This is a genomic window from Nitrosospira sp. Nsp13, from assembly GCF_900101945.1.
Classification (GTDB): domain Bacteria; phylum Pseudomonadota; class Gammaproteobacteria; order Burkholderiales; family Nitrosomonadaceae; genus Nitrosospira; species Nitrosospira multiformis_D.
Genome location: NZ_FMVD01000017.1, coordinates 1 through 16135 on the forward strand (window position 1 = coordinate 1; position 16135 = coordinate 16135).

Annotated in this window: 15 protein-coding genes and 1 pseudogene; 8 read left to right on the plus strand and 8 right to left on the minus strand. The window is 47.6% G+C overall.

Features of this window, described 5'->3' with window-relative positions:
• The 4 genes from BLO43_RS14560 to BLO43_RS14575 all read right to left on the minus strand — a co-directional run.
• Nucleotides 1–797 (minus strand): DinB family protein (locus tag BLO43_RS14560; protein ID WP_139149292.1); only part of this gene is annotated, 797 nt, incomplete at its 3' end.
• A 626-nt stretch (nt 798–1423) separates the two neighbouring features.
• A complete protein-coding gene (locus BLO43_RS14565; RefSeq protein ID WP_090905801.1) occupies nt 1424–1825 on the minus strand; it encodes a PRC-barrel domain-containing protein in 402 nt (133 codons plus the stop codon).
• Between the two features lie 125 nt (nt 1826–1950).
• The gene (locus tag BLO43_RS14570) at nt 1951–2460 is read right to left on the minus strand and encodes a hemerythrin domain-containing protein (RefSeq protein ID WP_090907694.1); all 510 of its coding nucleotides are present in this window, start codon (nt 2458–2460) and stop codon (nt 1951–1953) included.
• 51 nt (nt 2461–2511) lie between these two features.
• Nucleotides 2512–3051 (minus strand): DUF4142 domain-containing protein, encoded by a 540-nt coding sequence (locus tag BLO43_RS14575; RefSeq protein ID WP_217628082.1) that lies wholly within the window; start codon nt 3049–3051, stop codon nt 2512–2514.
• A 1051-nt stretch (nt 3052–4102) separates the two neighbouring features.
• Between BLO43_RS14575 and BLO43_RS14580 the strand changes: the two genes are divergently transcribed.
• The 4 genes from BLO43_RS14580 (at nt 4103) to BLO43_RS14595 (ending at nt 8103) form a co-directional block, all read left to right on the plus strand.
• Nucleotides 4103–4516 carry a hypothetical protein gene (locus tag BLO43_RS14580; RefSeq protein ID WP_090907696.1) on the plus strand — a complete coding sequence of 138 codons (414 nt, stop codon included), beginning with the start codon at nt 4103–4105 and terminating at the stop codon, nt 4514–4516.
• A 418-nt stretch (nt 4517–4934) separates the two neighbouring features.
• Nucleotides 4935–5147 carry a hypothetical protein gene (locus BLO43_RS14585; protein ID WP_090907697.1) on the plus strand — a complete coding sequence of 71 codons (213 nt, stop codon included), beginning with the start codon at nt 4935–4937 and terminating at the stop codon, nt 5145–5147.
• Nucleotides 5125–7191 carry an ATP-binding protein gene (locus BLO43_RS14590; protein ID WP_090907698.1) on the plus strand — a complete coding sequence of 689 codons (2067 nt, stop codon included), beginning with the start codon at nt 5125–5127 and terminating at the stop codon, nt 7189–7191. The genes BLO43_RS14585 and BLO43_RS14590 overlap by 23 nt, the downstream gene beginning before the upstream one ends.
• 201 nt (nt 7192–7392) lie before the next feature.
• On the plus strand, nt 7393–8103 hold the full coding sequence (locus BLO43_RS14595; RefSeq protein ID WP_090907699.1) for a transposase: 711 nt from the start codon (nt 7393–7395) through the stop codon (nt 8101–8103).
• Here the strand turns inward: BLO43_RS14595 and BLO43_RS16860 are convergent.
• The gene (locus BLO43_RS16860; RefSeq protein WP_175443983.1) at nt 8090–8266 is read right to left on the minus strand and encodes a hypothetical protein; all 177 of its coding nucleotides are present in this window, start codon (nt 8264–8266) and stop codon (nt 8090–8092) included. The two genes, BLO43_RS14595 and BLO43_RS16860, sit on opposite strands and share 14 nt — an antisense overlap.
• Nucleotides 8267–8610: 344 nt before the next feature.
• Nucleotides 8611–9762: a PEP-CTERM sorting domain-containing protein gene (locus BLO43_RS14600; protein WP_090907700.1), complete on the minus strand. Its 1152-nt coding sequence runs from the start codon at nt 9760–9762 to the stop codon at nt 8611–8613.
• 226 nt (nt 9763–9988) lie between these two features.
• On the opposite strand from BLO43_RS14600, the gene BLO43_RS14605 reads away from it, so the two are divergent.
• The 3 genes from BLO43_RS14605 to BLO43_RS14615 all read left to right on the plus strand — a co-directional run bounded on the left by BLO43_RS14605 (nt 9989) and on the right by BLO43_RS14615 (nt 13183).
• Nucleotides 9989–10699 (plus strand): transposase, encoded by a 711-nt coding sequence (locus BLO43_RS14605; RefSeq protein ID WP_090907699.1) that lies wholly within the window; start codon nt 9989–9991, stop codon nt 10697–10699.
• Nucleotides 10700–10991: 292 nt separating this feature from the next.
• Nucleotides 10992–12308: a hypothetical protein gene (locus tag BLO43_RS14610; RefSeq protein ID WP_139149293.1), complete on the plus strand. Its 1317-nt coding sequence runs from the start codon at nt 10992–10994 to the stop codon at nt 12306–12308.
• Entirely contained in the window at nt 12305–13183 is an 879-nt protein-coding gene (locus BLO43_RS14615) for a trypsin-like serine protease (protein ID WP_090907702.1), read from the plus strand. The genes BLO43_RS14610 and BLO43_RS14615 overlap by 4 nt, the downstream gene beginning before the upstream one ends.
• Nucleotides 13184–13403: 220 nt before the next feature.
• Here BLO43_RS14615 and BLO43_RS14625 read toward each other — a convergent pair whose 3' ends face one another.
• Nucleotides 13404–13733: a hypothetical protein gene (locus tag BLO43_RS14625; RefSeq protein ID WP_090907704.1), complete on the minus strand. Its 330-nt coding sequence runs from the start codon at nt 13731–13733 to the stop codon at nt 13404–13406.
• 39 nt (nt 13734–13772) lie between these two features.
• Here BLO43_RS14625 and BLO43_RS16535 point away from each other — a divergent pair.
• Nucleotides 13773–13942: pseudogene (locus BLO43_RS16535) on the plus strand (IS3 family transposase); the annotation flags it as partial.
• A gap of 201 nt (nt 13943–14143) precedes the next feature.
• Here the strand turns inward: BLO43_RS16535 and BLO43_RS14630 are convergent.
• Nucleotides 14144–16129: a patatin-like phospholipase domain-containing protein gene (locus BLO43_RS14630; RefSeq protein WP_090907705.1), complete on the minus strand. Its 1986-nt coding sequence runs from the start codon at nt 16127–16129 to the stop codon at nt 14144–14146.
• Between the last annotated feature and the right edge of the window lie 6 nt (nt 16130–16135).

Here is a 16135-nt window from a genome sequence, read left to right on the forward strand (position 1 = left end):
TTCCATTCATTTTTGTCGGCACGCCAGTATAGGGGATGATATCTCTTGTTTGATTTGACCCAGTCCAATCCTTCTGAAAGCCATAATACTGGGTTTTCGTACCCGCCTGCTTCAATGAACTGAAGATATTCGCCATTTGTGACGAGACGCGTCGCAAGCGAATAGGGTTGTATAAACTGTTTATGCCTAGGAGATTCGTTGTCGTAGCTAAAGCCTTCTCCTTCAAATCCGATTTCCACGAGTCCGCCTGTGAATTGATGCCACTCTAATAGAGGCAGGTTTGCACCTGGACAAGATGGGGAGTCTGGCGAAAAGGATCGATAGCTTGGATATAACGGATTCTGCGAGAATAAATGCTTAATATCCGTGAGAATGAGTTCCTGATGTTGTTGTTCATGATGCATGCCAAGGACGATCAACATCCGCAACATTTCGTCCTGCTCGGCTAAGACCAGTACTCCACCCATGCGAGCATCTACGTTCTGGCAGTATTTACGGATCTCTCCCAGTGCAGGGCGCGTGAATAACCCGCGCTTCGGATCCGGGTGCGTTTTACCAGCCTTGTCATAAGAACTGAACATAGGTGCAAAGTGTTCATGAAACGGCTTATAAGGTTTCTCATAATGCTGCAGCACAAAAGTCTCAAAGAACCAAGCGATATGACCAAGATGCCATTTGACTGGACTTGTTTCTTCCATGGATTGCACACAGCAGTCCTCATCCTGCAAGAAATTAATTAAGGCTAGCGTACGATTCCGAATTTCGTGATATTTGAAATAAAGGGGAGAATCCGTCATGATAAGCAGGCCATGCAACAATATATTTTGATTATAAGAATCGAGGAACTCCGACCAGAAAGAAATGCCTCCTCTCTATCTCCACCAGCGGATTGTTTACGGGCAGAATGACTCAGGACATAGAACTTTGAAGTGGCAATAGCTGATCAGCTCCGAAAAAATGTAGCCAGCAACAATGTTAGTTTTCGATGAAACTTGCCTAGAGAAATTTTAAAGAGACGTTAATTTGGAATGGAGAGTGGGCCAAGTTCTCTTCTCTTCCACCCCAACAGAGTTACCGGCGTGCTCTGATCATAGACCATCATGAGGATTGCGCAGCGACCGCAGTTCTACGCAGGCGACGTCTTCCGGCGCATCGAAAGAATATCGGCCCAGCCTGTTGAGTCTGTGATCCCTCCCCCCTCATCCTCGCTATGGCGCTAAACCGTGGAGGGACCGTTTCGCGCACTAAGTGCCGTGCTCCCCAACGGCCTCAATAAATTACGGCAGGACGTCATTCAGACCTTCATCCGAGCAGGCGAGCAGGCGAGCAGGCGAGCACTCCACGATGACAGCCGCAGCTTCACCCACTTGCACTTTCGATCGAATCCTTACGAACAACCGTACTGGATGAAGGTTGAATTATCTTAGTAGGGTTTTGTTCCGTAGTAAGAATGCACTGTGTTTTGCCAAGTGGGGTCCGCCATATTCGGCCAATTATCCTTATCGAATCCAGGGGCAGATTCGAGGCTCTTCTTCTCCACATTGAGCAAAAAGCGCTTGTTCACGGTATCGAGTTTCAGCGCACTCCAGGGTACGGCGAACAGTTTGTCGGCAATACCGAGAAATCCGCCAAAAGATAACACCGCATAAGCGATTCTGCCGTTATTCACGTCCAGCATGATTTCCTTGATATCGCCCAGGTCTTCATCCTTCTGATTGTAAACGTCATTCCCGATGAGCGTATCGGCACCCATTAATCGGGGCCCGGGGCCTTTTTCGTCGTAATTTTTGTACATACCGTAGGTATCGCGATCTTCGTAGCTCATGGTTGTCTCCTGTGAAAGTAATATTTGAAAAATACTGCTACTGCTGCCTACCCAGAAAAAGTAATCCGTTCGATAGCTGGGTATCTATCCGAGGTGCATATTCAAGAAGAGTCCGGTATTGTTCTTTAATCCTCCACTAATGCCTCTTTGCGCTCGGCCATTTCAAGGCCAAGTTCCTCTAGATCCATATTCGACTTTTGCACCTTGGGGAACATTTCATTCTGCTCTTCTTCGACATGATGATTAATATATTCACCTAACACGGTGACGACCGCGTCATACATCGGATCCGAGGCTGCCATGGACTGGATTTGTGCGATCAGGTCCTTAGCCGACGTATGTTCTACCATCGCTTCATTCATTAACTCGTCATCATCAATGGCTTCACGCACCGCCGGGTAGAATATTTCCTCCTCCAGCTGCGCATGTACAGTCAGTTCTTTACAGATCTGCGTCGCAAGCTCTTCTTTTCCTTCCTCATCATTCTTTTTGCTGAGCTTTTCGAATTCCTTGAATAGCTTTTTGACCTTGTTGTGATCCTCGGTCAGGAGCTTGATAGCGTTATTTTTCGTCACGCGTGTGGTTGTGCTACGCGCGGTAGTTTTCCCTGAAGTAGTGCTTCCGGTCGTGGACATGATCCTCACTCCTATAATATTAAAAAAAAACTTCAGCTTTGGCTTCAAGGATTAGCGCTTGTCACCGAAAGATGCTTGTATCTGTTGCGCATGTTCAAGATGCGAGACCAAGGCGGGACGCACCTTGACCAGCAGAGTTTTCAACTCTTCATTCTTTACGTTGGGCACCAGCTGATTGTCAGCCACATCGATTACCTGCTGGTGAAGCTTAACTTCGCCGTCGATATAAGCCTTGTCGAATTCGTTACCGCTTAGCCCATTTAATTTAGCGAGGTTTTTCTTGCCATCCGATTTCAGGCTCTTGCTAATCGCATTGTCCTGTGGCGTTACCTTGAGTTTGGCTACTAATTCCGTCGCCTGCTTGTTAACGTCGGTGTGCTCGCCAATCATCCGGTGAGCGTAGGCGTGGACATCTTTATGGGATGCTTTCTTCTTTGCAAGATTGCCCGCGTCGATATCAACCTGGTTGGCCGTAACAACGATGTGAGCAATTTCGGCATCATTAAGGCCACCCTTCTTACTGGCGTCTTCCGCCATGGCTGAAAATGCCGGCAGCATCATACCGATTGCTAATATAAGTAATCTTTTCACTCTTTCCTCCTTTTATTAATGCGATACGAAAATTGACTTCTCAACAAAATGCTAGGGGGGATAATGTAATAGATGCCTCAGGACGTCAGTGCGATAGCAGACATTCAAGTAAAAGATATTTACAGGGTCGCACTGCTGCAACATAGGCGAACTAGGCATGCGAAAAGCCTCATCAGCTAAGCGCGGATATCTCGTCTAAAACGTTCATCTTCCTTACTAATGACCGCGTAGCTCTCGCCTGCGCGCTCCTCCAATTCCGTCCAGTTTATGACGATCAGGTAACCGTGCCGATATTGGATCGCGCCTATTGTTTCTAGTTTTTGTGCATAGGCGGCCAATGATGCAATCAATGGGAAAATACAGGTGGGTTATGCGGATATTGGGTTAATAGATTCCTTCCCCGACGGGGTATGTTCACGAGTTCGAGATCAGGCAGCAGACGGTCATAATCTGCCAGGGGTAAGCTAGCCACAATCCGGTTTTGCTTCGGACTGTTAATCCGCAGGCCCCAGGTTCGAGCCGTGGTCGGGGAACCATTAAATCAAGTAGTTGATAGTCCTATGGATTGCTTCATTATTTCATTGCTACTATATTGCTACTTTCCAACACCTCTTTCACGGTCGAAAAGATAATTCGTAGTACAGCGAAGTTGGTGAAAAAGTATTTCGTTTCTATCTCTCCTCCTCCAAATCTACAGAAATTCTGTTTTACTCTGCTCTCAGGAATTCTTCCAAGTATTGGTATACGCTTCATAACTGACGGCCCGTAAAGCCCCATTCGGCGTAGCTTTGAGTCGAATTTCGATCTCTTAAATTCAGCCCGTTCCCAGTCTGGAGTCGTAAAAGAGGTGGCGTATATAGCTGAAAATCGTCACGTAATTTTTCCACGTGATTGATTTGTTCCCTGTTTGAGCTGCCCGACTTAGAAATCGGTGCCCATCTGTTCCTAAGAGTTTCCCTTAGTATAAAACCGGGGTTTCCCCGATATACTTGCAGTATTGACTTAATTAGAATTGAAGCCATTTTCATTCTATTTGTTTTCATTCCCTATCATGAAAACAAAATTAGGCAATATTTTTGCGGCGTTATCGCTGGTGGGCCTGCTCGCCTCGCTGAGCCCTTTTGCGACCGCAGCTGAGCCTCTTGACACCCCTGAGATTCGCGCAGCCGCTCAGAAAGCCGTTACCCGCAGCGACCATGTGGCCGTGGCGAAACTCTATGAAGATGCCGTCCAGCAAATGCAGGTCAAAGTGAAGGAACAAAAGGAACTGCTTGAGCACTATGAGAACAAAAGCTACCTCTATGGCAGGCAGGCACAACACCTGCAATCGCATGCCGAAGCGTTAGTACGCCATTACGAGCAGACTGTTAGCGCAGACATACAACTGGCTGGTTTGCATCGGCAGATAGCTTCGAAACTCAGTGAAAATTATGCTTCGTCCCGCAATCAGGCGCTGAACCGGTAAGTTTCCAACCGCTATGAATATCCGCTGAGGCTTAGCGTACGATTTTTCCGTTTCGTGGACTTGCCCTATTAAGGGCATTTGCTCTAACAACAAATAATTTATTCCTTCAGCGTGCCTCATCGGCACGCTGCGGCTCGCTGTTATCGGTGTACCAACGCACAGTGGCGGATTGCAGCGGCACAATTCGGGGTGACACCACCGATCCCTTCCCATTCTTCAAGCAACTCGTGGACTCTGCCTTCATCGGGTGCCTCTACCATCACCATTGGAAATCTTGACAATGCCTTCCCATTTTCTAGCGCACGCACTCTCAGCACTAGGTATTACATCGCTACTCTTCCTCCTGAACAGCGTATTGGTAGCATACGCTCCATAGTAGCCGATCCCACATTACATCCGATCCAAAACAGCAATCGACATGCAGCACTTCTTTGAACCGTCGCCATTTGAAATCTGGCATTCGATGGTCTACCCGGAAAAACCCAGTAGTGCACCACGATTCTTATTTTTTTCAACAAAGCCGCATCAGAGCCGAATTCTCGGCGAGTTGGCTTACAGCCCCATTATGGCATTCCCGCGCGTGGTCAGTGTCAACGAGCAAGATCCCAATGAATATAAAACAATTTACTAAATTTTCTAATGTTGTCCTTGCATTGCTCCTGATAGCGATAGGGGCATTGGTATTTCATTCTGTGAGCATTCAGGATGAGATTTACAACAATGAGGGGCATCGATTCCGTGCACTTCTGCTCGCAGATGAGATGCTGCAAAGCTCGGATGACCTTACCCGCATGTCACGTACATATGTGATTACCGGGGAACCCATCTATGAGCACTATTTCAATGTAATATTAGATATCCGCAAGGGCCTTCGGCCGCGCCCACTGAATTATTCCGCCACATACTGGCACCTTGTGTCAGCAGGAAAAATCCCTTTTGTCGAACAGGGCGAGACTATTTCCTTGCTGGAGAGGATTCGTCGAGCAGATTTCAGCAACGAGGAATTTACGTTGGTTGAGAAATCCCTCGAGCGCTCCAATGAGTTGGTTAAACTTGAAAGACAAGCAATTGCGGCGATTAAAGGACTTTATGACGACGGGCAGGGTAATTTTACGGTACGTGGTAGACCCGATAGAGAATTTGCCATTGGTCTGTTGTTTGGTCAGCGCTTTATTGCCAATAAAGCAGAAATTATGGAGCCAATTCAGCAATTCATGGACTCATCCAATGAGCGCATGCAGGCCGAAACGGATCTCTGGCTGAAACTTCTCGAGCGTCAGGGTATGATGAAAATAGCGCTCATTTTTATCGCTGTGCTTGCTACGATGGCTATTATCTTTTACACCCGCCGCGGCATATTGCAGCCTTTGGCGGAGCTTGGCCGCCAAGTCGCGGGCACCACCCGAGGTACCCGCCCCAGTCATTACGGCGAGGCTGCCAGCAATGAGGTGGCAGCACTCAGCGAAGCGTTAGTCCTGGCGGACGCAGAAAAAAAACAACTTCTTGAAAATGAACGTATTGCCAGAAATGAGGTAGAGCGGGCCAGTCAGCTTAAGGACGAGTTTTTGTCAACCCTCTCCCATGAACTCAGGACACCATTGAACGCAGTTCTGGGATGGTCACAGCTCATGCTGAGCGGAAACGTAAAGCAAGAAGACATTCATCGAGGCCTGGAAACTATTGAGCGAAATGCGCGCGCCCAAAATAAGCTCATTGAAGATCTTCTTGAAATGAGCAGCATCATCTCGGGGAAAGTACGGCTTGAAATGCAGCGATTAGACTTAGCCAACATCGTGGATGCAGCGATTGAGTCGATGAAGCCAGCCGCGCAAGCCAAGGAAATTATCCTGCAAAAAAAAATTGACCAACGAGTAAACCCGATCGTAGGAGACTCCAACCGGCTCCAGCAGATCTTCTGGAACCTCCTTTCCAACGCGATAAAATTTACGCCCAAGGGCGGTAAAATAGAAATTATCGTTGAGCAGATAGGCTCGCATCTCGAAATAAGCATTCATGACTCGGGCCTGGGTATATCGCCCAAATTTATGCCCTATGTGTTTGATCGCTTCCGGCAAGCCGATGCCTCACTTACGCGGCAATATGGCGGTTTGGGTCTAGGCCTTGCCATAGTCAAGCAGTTAGTGGAGCTGCACGGCGGCAGTGTTCGGGCCGAGAGTGCCGGGGAGAATAAAGGGTCCTCGTTTATTGTATACCTGCCGCTTACCACCGCTAGCGATAGAGTGATAAATGCGCCGTTGTCCTTGCCGCAAAATCCCTCCGACAGGGAAAACTTTTCGCTTTCAGGAGTAAACGTGTTAGTAGTTGACGACGAGCTGGACGCCCGTGAGCTTATCAAACAAATTCTCGCTCACTGCCAAGCCAGTGTGACCACGGCCGCGAGCGCAACAGAAGGGCTGCAACTCTTAAGGCTTAACAAACCGGATGTGCTGATCAGCGACATCGGCATGCCGGACAAGAATGGGTACCAGTTCATTCATGAGATCAGAAGTCTTCCTCCTGAGAGCGGCGGCAAAACACTCGCCATCGCACTCACGGCATTTGCTCACTCAGAAGACCAGATCAATGCAATAAACGCTGGTTTTCAGACGCACGTTACCAAACCGGTGGAAGGGAGGGATTTGATTGCAACTATTTGTAGCTTGGTTGGAAGATAGTAAGAATTGAGTTAGCCTGTTCATGTGTGTGGTTCGGAGACGTCGTTTCAAACAAAATGGCGCGATGGGCACCGAGGACAGAAGAGCATTCCGGTGGATTATGCTGTCGCGGAAATCAATGAATCAATGGGGTCAGACTCGATTGATTATAAGCTAGTGATGCGATATAGTCGGCTCTTCTCCCTGAAATAAAGGATTGTGATGGCCCGCTTGTCCAGATTTATCCTTCCCGGCCAACCGCAACACGTCATCATGCGTGGCAATAATCGAACTGAGATTTTCTGTGCAGAAGCAGATTATCTTTTCTTTCTTGAGAAGTTACGGTCGGCCAGCAAAAAACACAACTGTGATATTCATGCTTACGTGCTGATGACCAACCACGTACACTTACTTGTCACACCCCACGAAGAGCAGGGCCTGAGCAAAGCCTTACAAATGCTAGGGCGTTACTACGTACAATATTTCAATCATTGCTACCAGCGCACGGGCACACTGTGGGAAGGGCGTTACAAAGCCACTCTGATTGATACCGAGGCGTATTTATTGACTTGCATGCGTTACGCAGAACTTAATCCAGTGCGTGCAGGCATGGTAAAGCACCCCTCCGAATACCGTTGGTCAAGTTATGGCTATAATGCCTTGAACCAGGCTAACAATTTGATAACACCACATCCTGAATACCGGCGTTTGGGAAATAATGACGAGGAGCGCCGGAATGCATACCGGCAATTGTTCAAGCACCATATATCTAAAGAGAACATTAACGCGATCAGAGAGGCGACAAATAAAGCTTGGGTATTGGGAGATGACCGGTTCAAGCGAAGTATTCAAGAGAAATTGAAGAGACGAGTAGAGCCCACGGCCAAGGGTGGGGATAGGAAATCAGAACAATTCAAGATCAATCGAGTCTGACCCCGTTGATCCGCTCGTAGAGTCTGCCAAAGCGCTCTTCTACCGCATTCCAGTCAATCTTGCCCGCCAGCCGGTACAGAACATGACGTTGATCCAGTAGCTGCTCCAGGCGCAGGCGGAACAGGTCATCACAGGTGCTTGACTCTTGCTTTTTCGGCTTCATGAATTCACCAGAAATCAGGGGGAAATAACCCCAATTCTGGCAAATTCTTCATCCGTTGTATACTCCTGGATCCCAATATCGGCGCGGGTTAAATGGGTATTTCAGGGGCGACGATTTAGGTTCAATCAAGCAGCGGTCTTCGTGGCGCGCGTAGCATCGCCGCACCCGGCCGTGGGTTAATTCTCGCTGCCAGGTGCTAGGAAATAGGAAAAAAGATCGTAGCCGATACTGGCGACTTCGCGGAAATCGCCACTAAGACGTAGGGCGCAAAAGCGGGCGTTTACGCTGCATGTCATTTCGCTGTACGTCATTTCGCTATACGTCCCAAAGAAGCGGGGCCGTTTTCAGGACAGGGCGCTCTGGTTATTGCCCGGCAGCTTCTTCCCCCGCGCCATGAAACTGACCAGACCCAACCCGGCCAGCATCAGGGCGTATGAGGCGGGTTCGGGAACGGACAATGCAATTACCTGCCCCTGATTATTGATCCCCAAAGCATCGTAGACCCTATCTGGGAGATCCGCAAACGAAGTCAGATCGGTCATCCCCATGCCATCGGGACCGGTTATGAAGGCGTGCCGGGCGCCTCCGGTTGCATCGGACCATCCCACCACCTGTCCGGAATCGTTGATACCAGAAGCGTAGCTGTAAGATCCGCCCAGGGTGCCAAGATCGGTCATCCCCATGCCGCCGGGACCGGTTATGAAGGCGTGCGTCTCGCCTCCGGTTGTAGCGGAGTATCCCGCCACCTGTCCGGAATCGTTGATGCCGGAAGCGACGCTGAAATTACCACCCAGGGTGCCAAGATCGGTCATCCCCATGCCGTCGGGACCGGTTATGAAGGCGTGACCCTCGCCTCCGGTTGTATAGGACCATCCCACCACTTGTCCGGAATCGTTGATGCCGGAAGCGGAGCTGGAAGACCCGCCCAAGGTGCCAAGATCGGTCATCCCCATGCCGCCGGGACCGATTATGAAGGCGTGGTAGCCGAAATCTCCGGTTGTACGGTACCATCCCACCACCTGTCCGGAATCGTTGATGCCGGTGGCGGAGCTGGAAGACCCGCCCAGGGTGCCAAGATCGGTCATCCCCATGCCGCCGGGACCGGTTATGAAGGCGTGCCTCTCGCCTCTGGTTGTAGCGGACTCTCCCACCACCTGTCCAGAATCGTTGATGCCGTAAGCTGCGCTGAAAGACCCGCCCAGCGTGCCCAGATCGGTCATCCCCATGCCGTCGGGACCGGTTATGAAGGCGTGCCTCTCGCCTCTGGTTGTAGCGGACTCTCCCACCACCTGTCCGGAATCGTTGATGCCGTAACCGTTGCTGAAAGACCCGCCCAGCGTGCCAAGATCGGTCACCTTGCCGTCAGGATTCACGATGACTGGAACTTCACGAAAAGCTTGAGCGAAGGCCGGAGACGCAAAGCCAACGCTAATGCCAAGGGCTGGCGCAAGGATCAGGATTAAACTGCGGGTTCCAAAGGGGCGGATCGTTTTCATGGAAGGGCGCTCCGGTAAGAGATTGAGGGTCATCTGGTCACTCTATACTTCGGTCACGATATAAAGTAAATAGTACTTTTGATTTCTTGCTTTGGTAGATACTCTGTTCGCTATCAAAAGGATCAATGGGGTCAGACTAATAATAGGATCAATGGGGTCAGACTCGATTGATTATAAGCTAGTGATGCGATATAGTCGGCTCTTCTCCCTGAAATAAAGGATTGTGATGGCCCGCTTGTCCAGATTTATCCTTCCCGGCCAACCGCAACACGTCATCATGCGTGGCAATAATCGAACTGAGATTTTCTGTGCAGAAGCAGATTATCTTTTCTTTCTTGAGAAGTTACGGTCGGCCAGCAAAAAACACAACTGTGATATTCATGCTTACGTGCTGATGACCAACCACGTACACTTACTTGTCACACCCCACGAAGAGCAGGGCCTGAGCAAAGCCTTACAAATGCTAGGGCGTTACTACGTACAATATTTCAATCATTGCTACCAGCGCACGGGCACACTGTGGGAAGGGCGTTACAAAGCCACTCTGATTGATACCGAGGCGTATTTATTGACTTGCATGCGTTACGCAGAACTTAATCCAGTGCGTGCAGGCATGGTAAAGCACCCCTCCGAATACCGTTGGTCAAGTTATGGCTATAATGCCTTGAACCAGGCTAACAATTTGATAACACCACATCCTGAATACCGGCGTTTGGGAAATAATGACGAGGAGCGCCGGAATGCATACCGGCAATTGTTCAAGCACCATATATCTAAAGAGAACATTAACGCGATCAGAGAGGCGACAAATAAAGCTTGGGTATTGGGAGATGACCGGTTCAAGCGAAGTATTCAAGAGAAATTGAAGAGACGAGTAGAGCCCACAGCCAAGGGTGGGGATAGGAAATCAGAACAATTCAAGATCAATCGAGTCTGACCCCATTGATCGATCCGCTCTTTATCGCCTCAAGATCGCCCCGTCTCTCATGCTTACCCATGTCTCGATAACCCCCACTTAGTTCGGTTACCAACAATTTGAGCAACCTATCCTCTTGATGCACTCCTTCGATTACTTTTTTATTGAGGCAATTCGGCAATTGCTAGCAAAAATTTTTTTCGATGCGGTGCTATAGTTAATTAGAATTGTATTTACACTGTGGGGCGTCATAGATCTCTGCTGTGAGTATGGAAGTAGCAAATTACTCCGAATACTAATTTGTGGCGACGTAATGAAGAAAATTCTTTGGGTGTCTATCCTGACAGCGGCATCAGAATATGGGAGTAATCAGATGCGAAAACTAGTTATCGTTCTTTCACTTATTTTTTTTAATTCGGGATGCACCACGGTTCTTACACATGAGCGCCTAATAGTGGGTAATCAGCCCCTTGAACCGGGATTTAGCTACTATTTACCACGACAACAATTCACAGTGACGGCAACCTATGAGTTGCGGGAATGTCCAAATGCTGCCGGCGATGCTGCTGCGGCTAGCCGTCCCTTGATCATTAGTCAATCAACCTCCATTGCTGAAACACCGGTAGCAGATCCCGCGGAACTCTATTCGATTCCCATAAAAACTATGACGTCACTATGGAAAACGACTACTTTGGTAGGGACAGTCTACGATAACCAAACATTGCATACTTTTGGAGCAACGGTTGATGACCGAAGCGGGGAAATTATAAAAAGTACCGTCAATACGGCCATTACTGTGGCCAAAATGGTAATTGGAGTTCCTGCCGCAACCAATGCTCCGCAGCTTTGTCGGCCAGAAATATATAAGGCGCTGGATACATTACGCGCAGGCAAGACAAAACTTCTCGATCCTACTTTAGATGAAAAAACTCGTGCTGGATGGGTTGCGGCAATGGTATCGGCTAGAACCATTCTCCAGATTATCGAAGTTTATGTTTTTGATCCTACTATTTCAAACCTTGAACAAACCTTCACACCTGCTCCTGACAAATTGGTTTCATGGTTCGCTAATGCAGCACTTATTTCTACCGCCAATTCAAATGATCGTGATGCATACGACCGTACGCTGAAAACGGTCATGCATATCCGCGATAAACCTACTGATCTGGTCGCTCTTCCAAAGGCCTTGATTGGCCAGGGTGTTATCTATAAAGAGCCTGCCCCCATTGTATTGTTAGTATGCGCAGGACTCTGTACCGGTGCTAAGCCCAAAGTCCTCGCAACACTAATGACTCAAGCTGCTCAATTTGGTCGCTACGCCGTTATTCCCTTGGAAAATGGGACATTCCAAAAGAATAATCTCGCACTCACCTTTGCATCTAATGGCCGACTTGAAAGCTTTACCTATGGAAATGAGAGTCGCCTGGAAAAAATCGCTACTGCCATATCCGGAACTGCCACTTCAGTCGAGAGCTTTTTGGCCAAGAAAAAAACTGCTGATGAAGCTGCTGCCACGGCAGCAGCTGGTGCGGAACTAAAGACGCTTAAATCTGAAACAGAGCTTTTGAAAGCAAAAGCAGACAAAATTGAAGCTGAGGCACGTCTTCTAAATTTAGGTGGCGTTAGATGAAGTTTATCTTTATCTTTTTTGCAAGTCTGATTGCATTGACTGTCCCTATGTCAGTAATGGCCAGCGGTAATGCACCTCTTATCATCAAACCACTATGCCCACCAGGATATAAGCCATCGACAACAGGCAATAAAGATATTTGCGTCGAGGGTGATCCATGGTCCCTTGAATTCTTCCGCTCGGTTGTTCCTATCCTAGTTGATGGTAAGCGCATATGTACTGGTTCGTCCATGGGAGATGGTTTAATAATAACGGCAGCACACTGCGTTATTGAGACACTCGGCACTGAAGTGGAGGTAATCAGTGCCTCTCGGGTGACTATTGCAAATATAGAAGGAAAGGTTTTTCCCCTCATTATGGCACCCCAGGTCCCAAGGGAGATGTTGTTATCTTGTCTTCCGAAGTGTCCTGATCTAGCCTATGACTTTGCCTTATTACGAGTGTCTTCCGCCGCCGCTGTTGATTGGATACCTTTTCCAGTGCTGACTGAAATTTCATCTGATGGCGAGCTGCCAATCACAATCGCAGGTTATGGAGTAACTACTATGCCTAAAAATTTCTCAAAGAATGGACTCTATATTGGCGCACAACATCTTATGCTTACTGCAAAAGATCAACCACTCGAATGGAGCTATGAAATCTGGAAAGATAATAATAGCTCTTTTTGTTCTGGTGACAGCGGAGGGCCAATTTTCTTAGGAAGTCCCCGTAAACAGGGCGACAAATTAGCTTTAATTGGCGTAATCAGTCGATTCATGAGTTCCGAAGGAACTTGTTTCCAAGCCAAGGCAACAGCTGTTAATTTCACCCAACCAGGCCCACGGACGATTTTATGTACATTTTTGGGGGATAAACATAGTTTTTGTAGAATATGATTTTTACCATAGCACTTTTGTATGTATTGGTTTGGAGGCTGACTCCCGAAAGTCATGGTGCATTTGCCTATCTCTTAACGCAGGCCAGGCAGCGCCGGATTAATCTTTCTAATCAAAATAACAAAAACCAAGCTCTCGAATTATCACGGCAATTGGCGGGCTTTGTATTTTCTATTCCGTAGGTTTGGGCTTAGACCCCCTAATACAAAAGTGTGAGCTGTCATTTTTTAGGTGCCTTAAACGTGGCCACAAAACAGGACTCACCTGCAATTGACACTTGATTGAAACTCACAAGCTCCCACCCACCGCCTGCTATTGAGTTCATTTGTGCATTCATGTCATTGACAAACTTTGCATAATTAAAAGCCTTCTGCGGAACCCCCGGCATGCAAGACCAGCGTTGCTGTGTTTGCCATCGCTGAGCGCTACTTATGACCTCCTGAGGTGGTTCTGTTTGCTGGATCTTCGATGTTGATTGAGCATGAACTGAAATCGCCATGTTGCTCATAAAGGCAGTGAGGGTGGCTATGGCTATCTTCTTCGCTGTCATTGGAACCTCCTATTTATCTGAAAAATTTTTATGCTATCTAGCGACCAGGGGAGCCAATACACCAGCTTGGCCCCTTCGGCAATCGCTACCGCCAGATGGGTGTGCAACCTTCCATGGGAACGGTCGGCGATGCACACGACAACGCCATGGCGGAGAGTTTCTTTGCCAGTCTTAAGTGCGAACTCATTGATCGCAGAACCTTCAAAACCCATACTGTAGCCCGCCTTGCTCAGTCTCAGCAATGCTAGTAGGTACCTTAGCGGAAACAAGTTCATTGTTAATGATGGCCGACTCCAAAAATTATTTTAAAGAAAACTCAATACCTATCTCGCAATGAAGCTACGTTTCGCATCACAGCTTTTTTTACAATCCTTTCAATTTTTCGCAAATCAGCGTCTTTCGCTTAATCTTTATATATTTGGAGTTATTCGTATGATAGGCGTCCGTCTAGGCGATTGTTTATCTAGAATTTCTGGTTCAGTTGATGCGCACATAGAAAGTGTTTTTAGTGTCGCAAGTAATTCTTTAGTTTTTTTTCCTTGCTGTACATCTATGGGGTATTGAGCATCCTTTTTACTCGCGTTGTCGATCAGCTTAGACCAATCAATTACGGCTGGAGGTCGCGCTGCTAAGGACTGATGAACTGTAGATAAATCTTGTTCCACGACGCCAGTGAGATTACGCAAACGCACCCATCGATGATTATTGAAATTCATAATATGACTAGAATCTTGCGTGAATCGCTCCACAAGCTTTTGAGCTGCTAGCTCACCGATTGCGGAGAGTCCTTTAACTAGATTCGGACTCATGTTCAAATTCAAACCACCTTCTGTTTTTTTTAGATAAACTCGAACAACTCTATCCCTCACTCCGGGTGCTCGCGTCAACATATTGTCATGCCAATTTCGTGCTGCATTGATCAAATTAATAGCAAACCCTCCTAGCTTTTTACTCCCATCCGTTGCGTCGTCAAAACGAGTCCAACTCTCTCCGCGACCTGCCTCATTTTGTGTTGGAAAGAAAAAACGATTAGGGTCGTTTTGGTCAATCGTCGGATTAATATTTAGATCTTGCGTAATTTTCCAATAGCGCGTCTGCTCATCCTCCAATTTAATGCCAAAAGTTGGCCAGAGCGGTAGCGGTGCATCGAAAAAATGAATGGGAAAATTTACGCAAATCCCGCCATCTGAGAACCAACAACGCTCCAACACTCTTGTATCTTTATCTTTTTTCTCAAAGTCGGTAGCATATAAAGGAACCGCAGAAAGTAAAAATGGAAAACTCAAGCTTAAACGAGTTACAAAAACAACCGGCAAATCTTCCTGTGCAGGAAGCATATGCATACCAGCAGGAAGTTTTTGGGGTTCGCCGCCGTAGCGGTTTTCTTCATAAGAACGTGCATGCGCAACCATATGGTCCACCACGATGCCGGGAAACAAATCCCTTAATTCTGTTTCTTTAAAATACAAATGCTGATCATCGTCTTTGAACGGAAACCGATATGGACGCCCATGAGTCACATTGGTGCTCATCATCTGTAGATCGACATAACGCCATTCTGTAATGCCAGCATCTTGTAACCATTCTGGTGGATCGGATTCTTTATTACCGGGTTTCCAAAGTTCCCCAAAAGTCAGGGGTGGATCATTAGACTGTTTATCGGCACATTCGTTGAGAAGCCTGTGCAACCATAAAGTCAAAGGCTCCCTCACATCGCCAGGTTTCAACGTGTCTGCTTTAGCATCATAACCTTTGCAAACCCCGTACCCGTTCTCAACCATTGGCCCTTTTACTATGCTTAAAATCGCAAAAAATAAAGCTGCAGTTCCCACCAGAATTGATAACAAAAGCGCGAGGGAAAAAGAAAAAAATAAGAAAATCAATTCCAGCCAGTTATCAGCGTAGCCTGAGATAATCGCCCAGATTATGGGAATTACTAAAAGTATCAACGTCGGTGTAAAGGCCGCCCAAAAATGGATCGGGAATTGTCTGAACGCCTCCAAGACTAAGGCTTTTGCAATCTTCTCTTTAGGCCCTTGGTTTAGAGCCGAAATTAACATCATGAAAAGAGGACGCGTTTGCTTCTGGGGTTGGAATAAATCCTGGAGGCGGGTTGATTTGTTATTTGAGAACCCGCTTCCCGCCAGTTCATCAGCAAGCTTGCTCAATCGTGAGTATCCAGGATCGACAGTCGGATTTCGTAGCCTGCCAAGCTCTGCTGCGGCTGTAGCAGAGGCCGCAATGGCGCCTGCAGAAGTACCACCAATGTTTTTGATGCGAAACTGCTTCGATAGGGTTACGACCGCCTTAGGGTAGATTACGCCACTAGTAATGCCACCCTCCATTACTATGTCACAAAGTGGAAGATTCCAAGGTTCGTTATTTGATTTTGTCATTGGACG

What these genes read in the sequence shown, in the direction of transcription:
- BLO43_RS14565 (WP_090905801.1), bottom strand. Translation starts at nt 1,825, where the DNA reads ATGAGCTACGAAGATCGCGATACCTACGGTATGTACAAAAATTACGAC.
- BLO43_RS14570 (WP_090907694.1), bottom strand. Translation starts at nt 2,460, where the DNA reads ATGTCCACGACCGGAAGCACTACTTCAGGGAAAACTACCGCGCGTAGC.
- BLO43_RS14580 (WP_090907696.1), top strand. Translation starts at nt 4,103, where the DNA reads ATGAAAACAAAATTAGGCAATATTTTTGCGGCGTTATCGCTGGTGGGC.
- BLO43_RS14585 (WP_090907697.1), top strand. Translation starts at nt 4,935, where the DNA reads ATGCAGCACTTCTTTGAACCGTCGCCATTTGAAATCTGGCATTCGATG.
- BLO43_RS14590 (WP_090907698.1), top strand. Translation starts at nt 5,125, where the DNA reads ATGAATATAAAACAATTTACTAAATTTTCTAATGTTGTCCTTGCATTG.
- BLO43_RS14595 (WP_090907699.1), top strand. Translation starts at nt 7,393, where the DNA reads ATGGCCCGCTTGTCCAGATTTATCCTTCCCGGCCAACCGCAACACGTC.
- BLO43_RS16860 (WP_175443983.1), bottom strand. Translation starts at nt 8,266, where the DNA reads ATGAAGCCGAAAAAGCAAGAGTCAAGCACCTGTGATGACCTGTTCCGC.
- BLO43_RS14600 (WP_090907700.1), bottom strand. Translation starts at nt 9,762, where the DNA reads ATGAAAACGATCCGCCCCTTTGGAACCCGCAGTTTAATCCTGATCCTT.
- BLO43_RS14605 (WP_090907699.1), top strand. Translation starts at nt 9,989, where the DNA reads ATGGCCCGCTTGTCCAGATTTATCCTTCCCGGCCAACCGCAACACGTC.
- BLO43_RS14610 (WP_139149293.1), top strand. Translation starts at nt 10,992, where the DNA reads ATGAAGAAAATTCTTTGGGTGTCTATCCTGACAGCGGCATCAGAATAT.
- BLO43_RS14615 (WP_090907702.1), top strand. Translation starts at nt 12,305, where the DNA reads ATGAAGTTTATCTTTATCTTTTTTGCAAGTCTGATTGCATTGACTGTC.
- BLO43_RS14625 (WP_090907704.1), bottom strand. Translation starts at nt 13,733, where the DNA reads ATGACAGCGAAGAAGATAGCCATAGCCACCCTCACTGCCTTTATGAGC.
- BLO43_RS14630 (WP_090907705.1), bottom strand. Translation starts at nt 16,129, where the DNA reads ATGACAAAATCAAATAACGAACCTTGGAATCTTCCACTTTGTGACATA.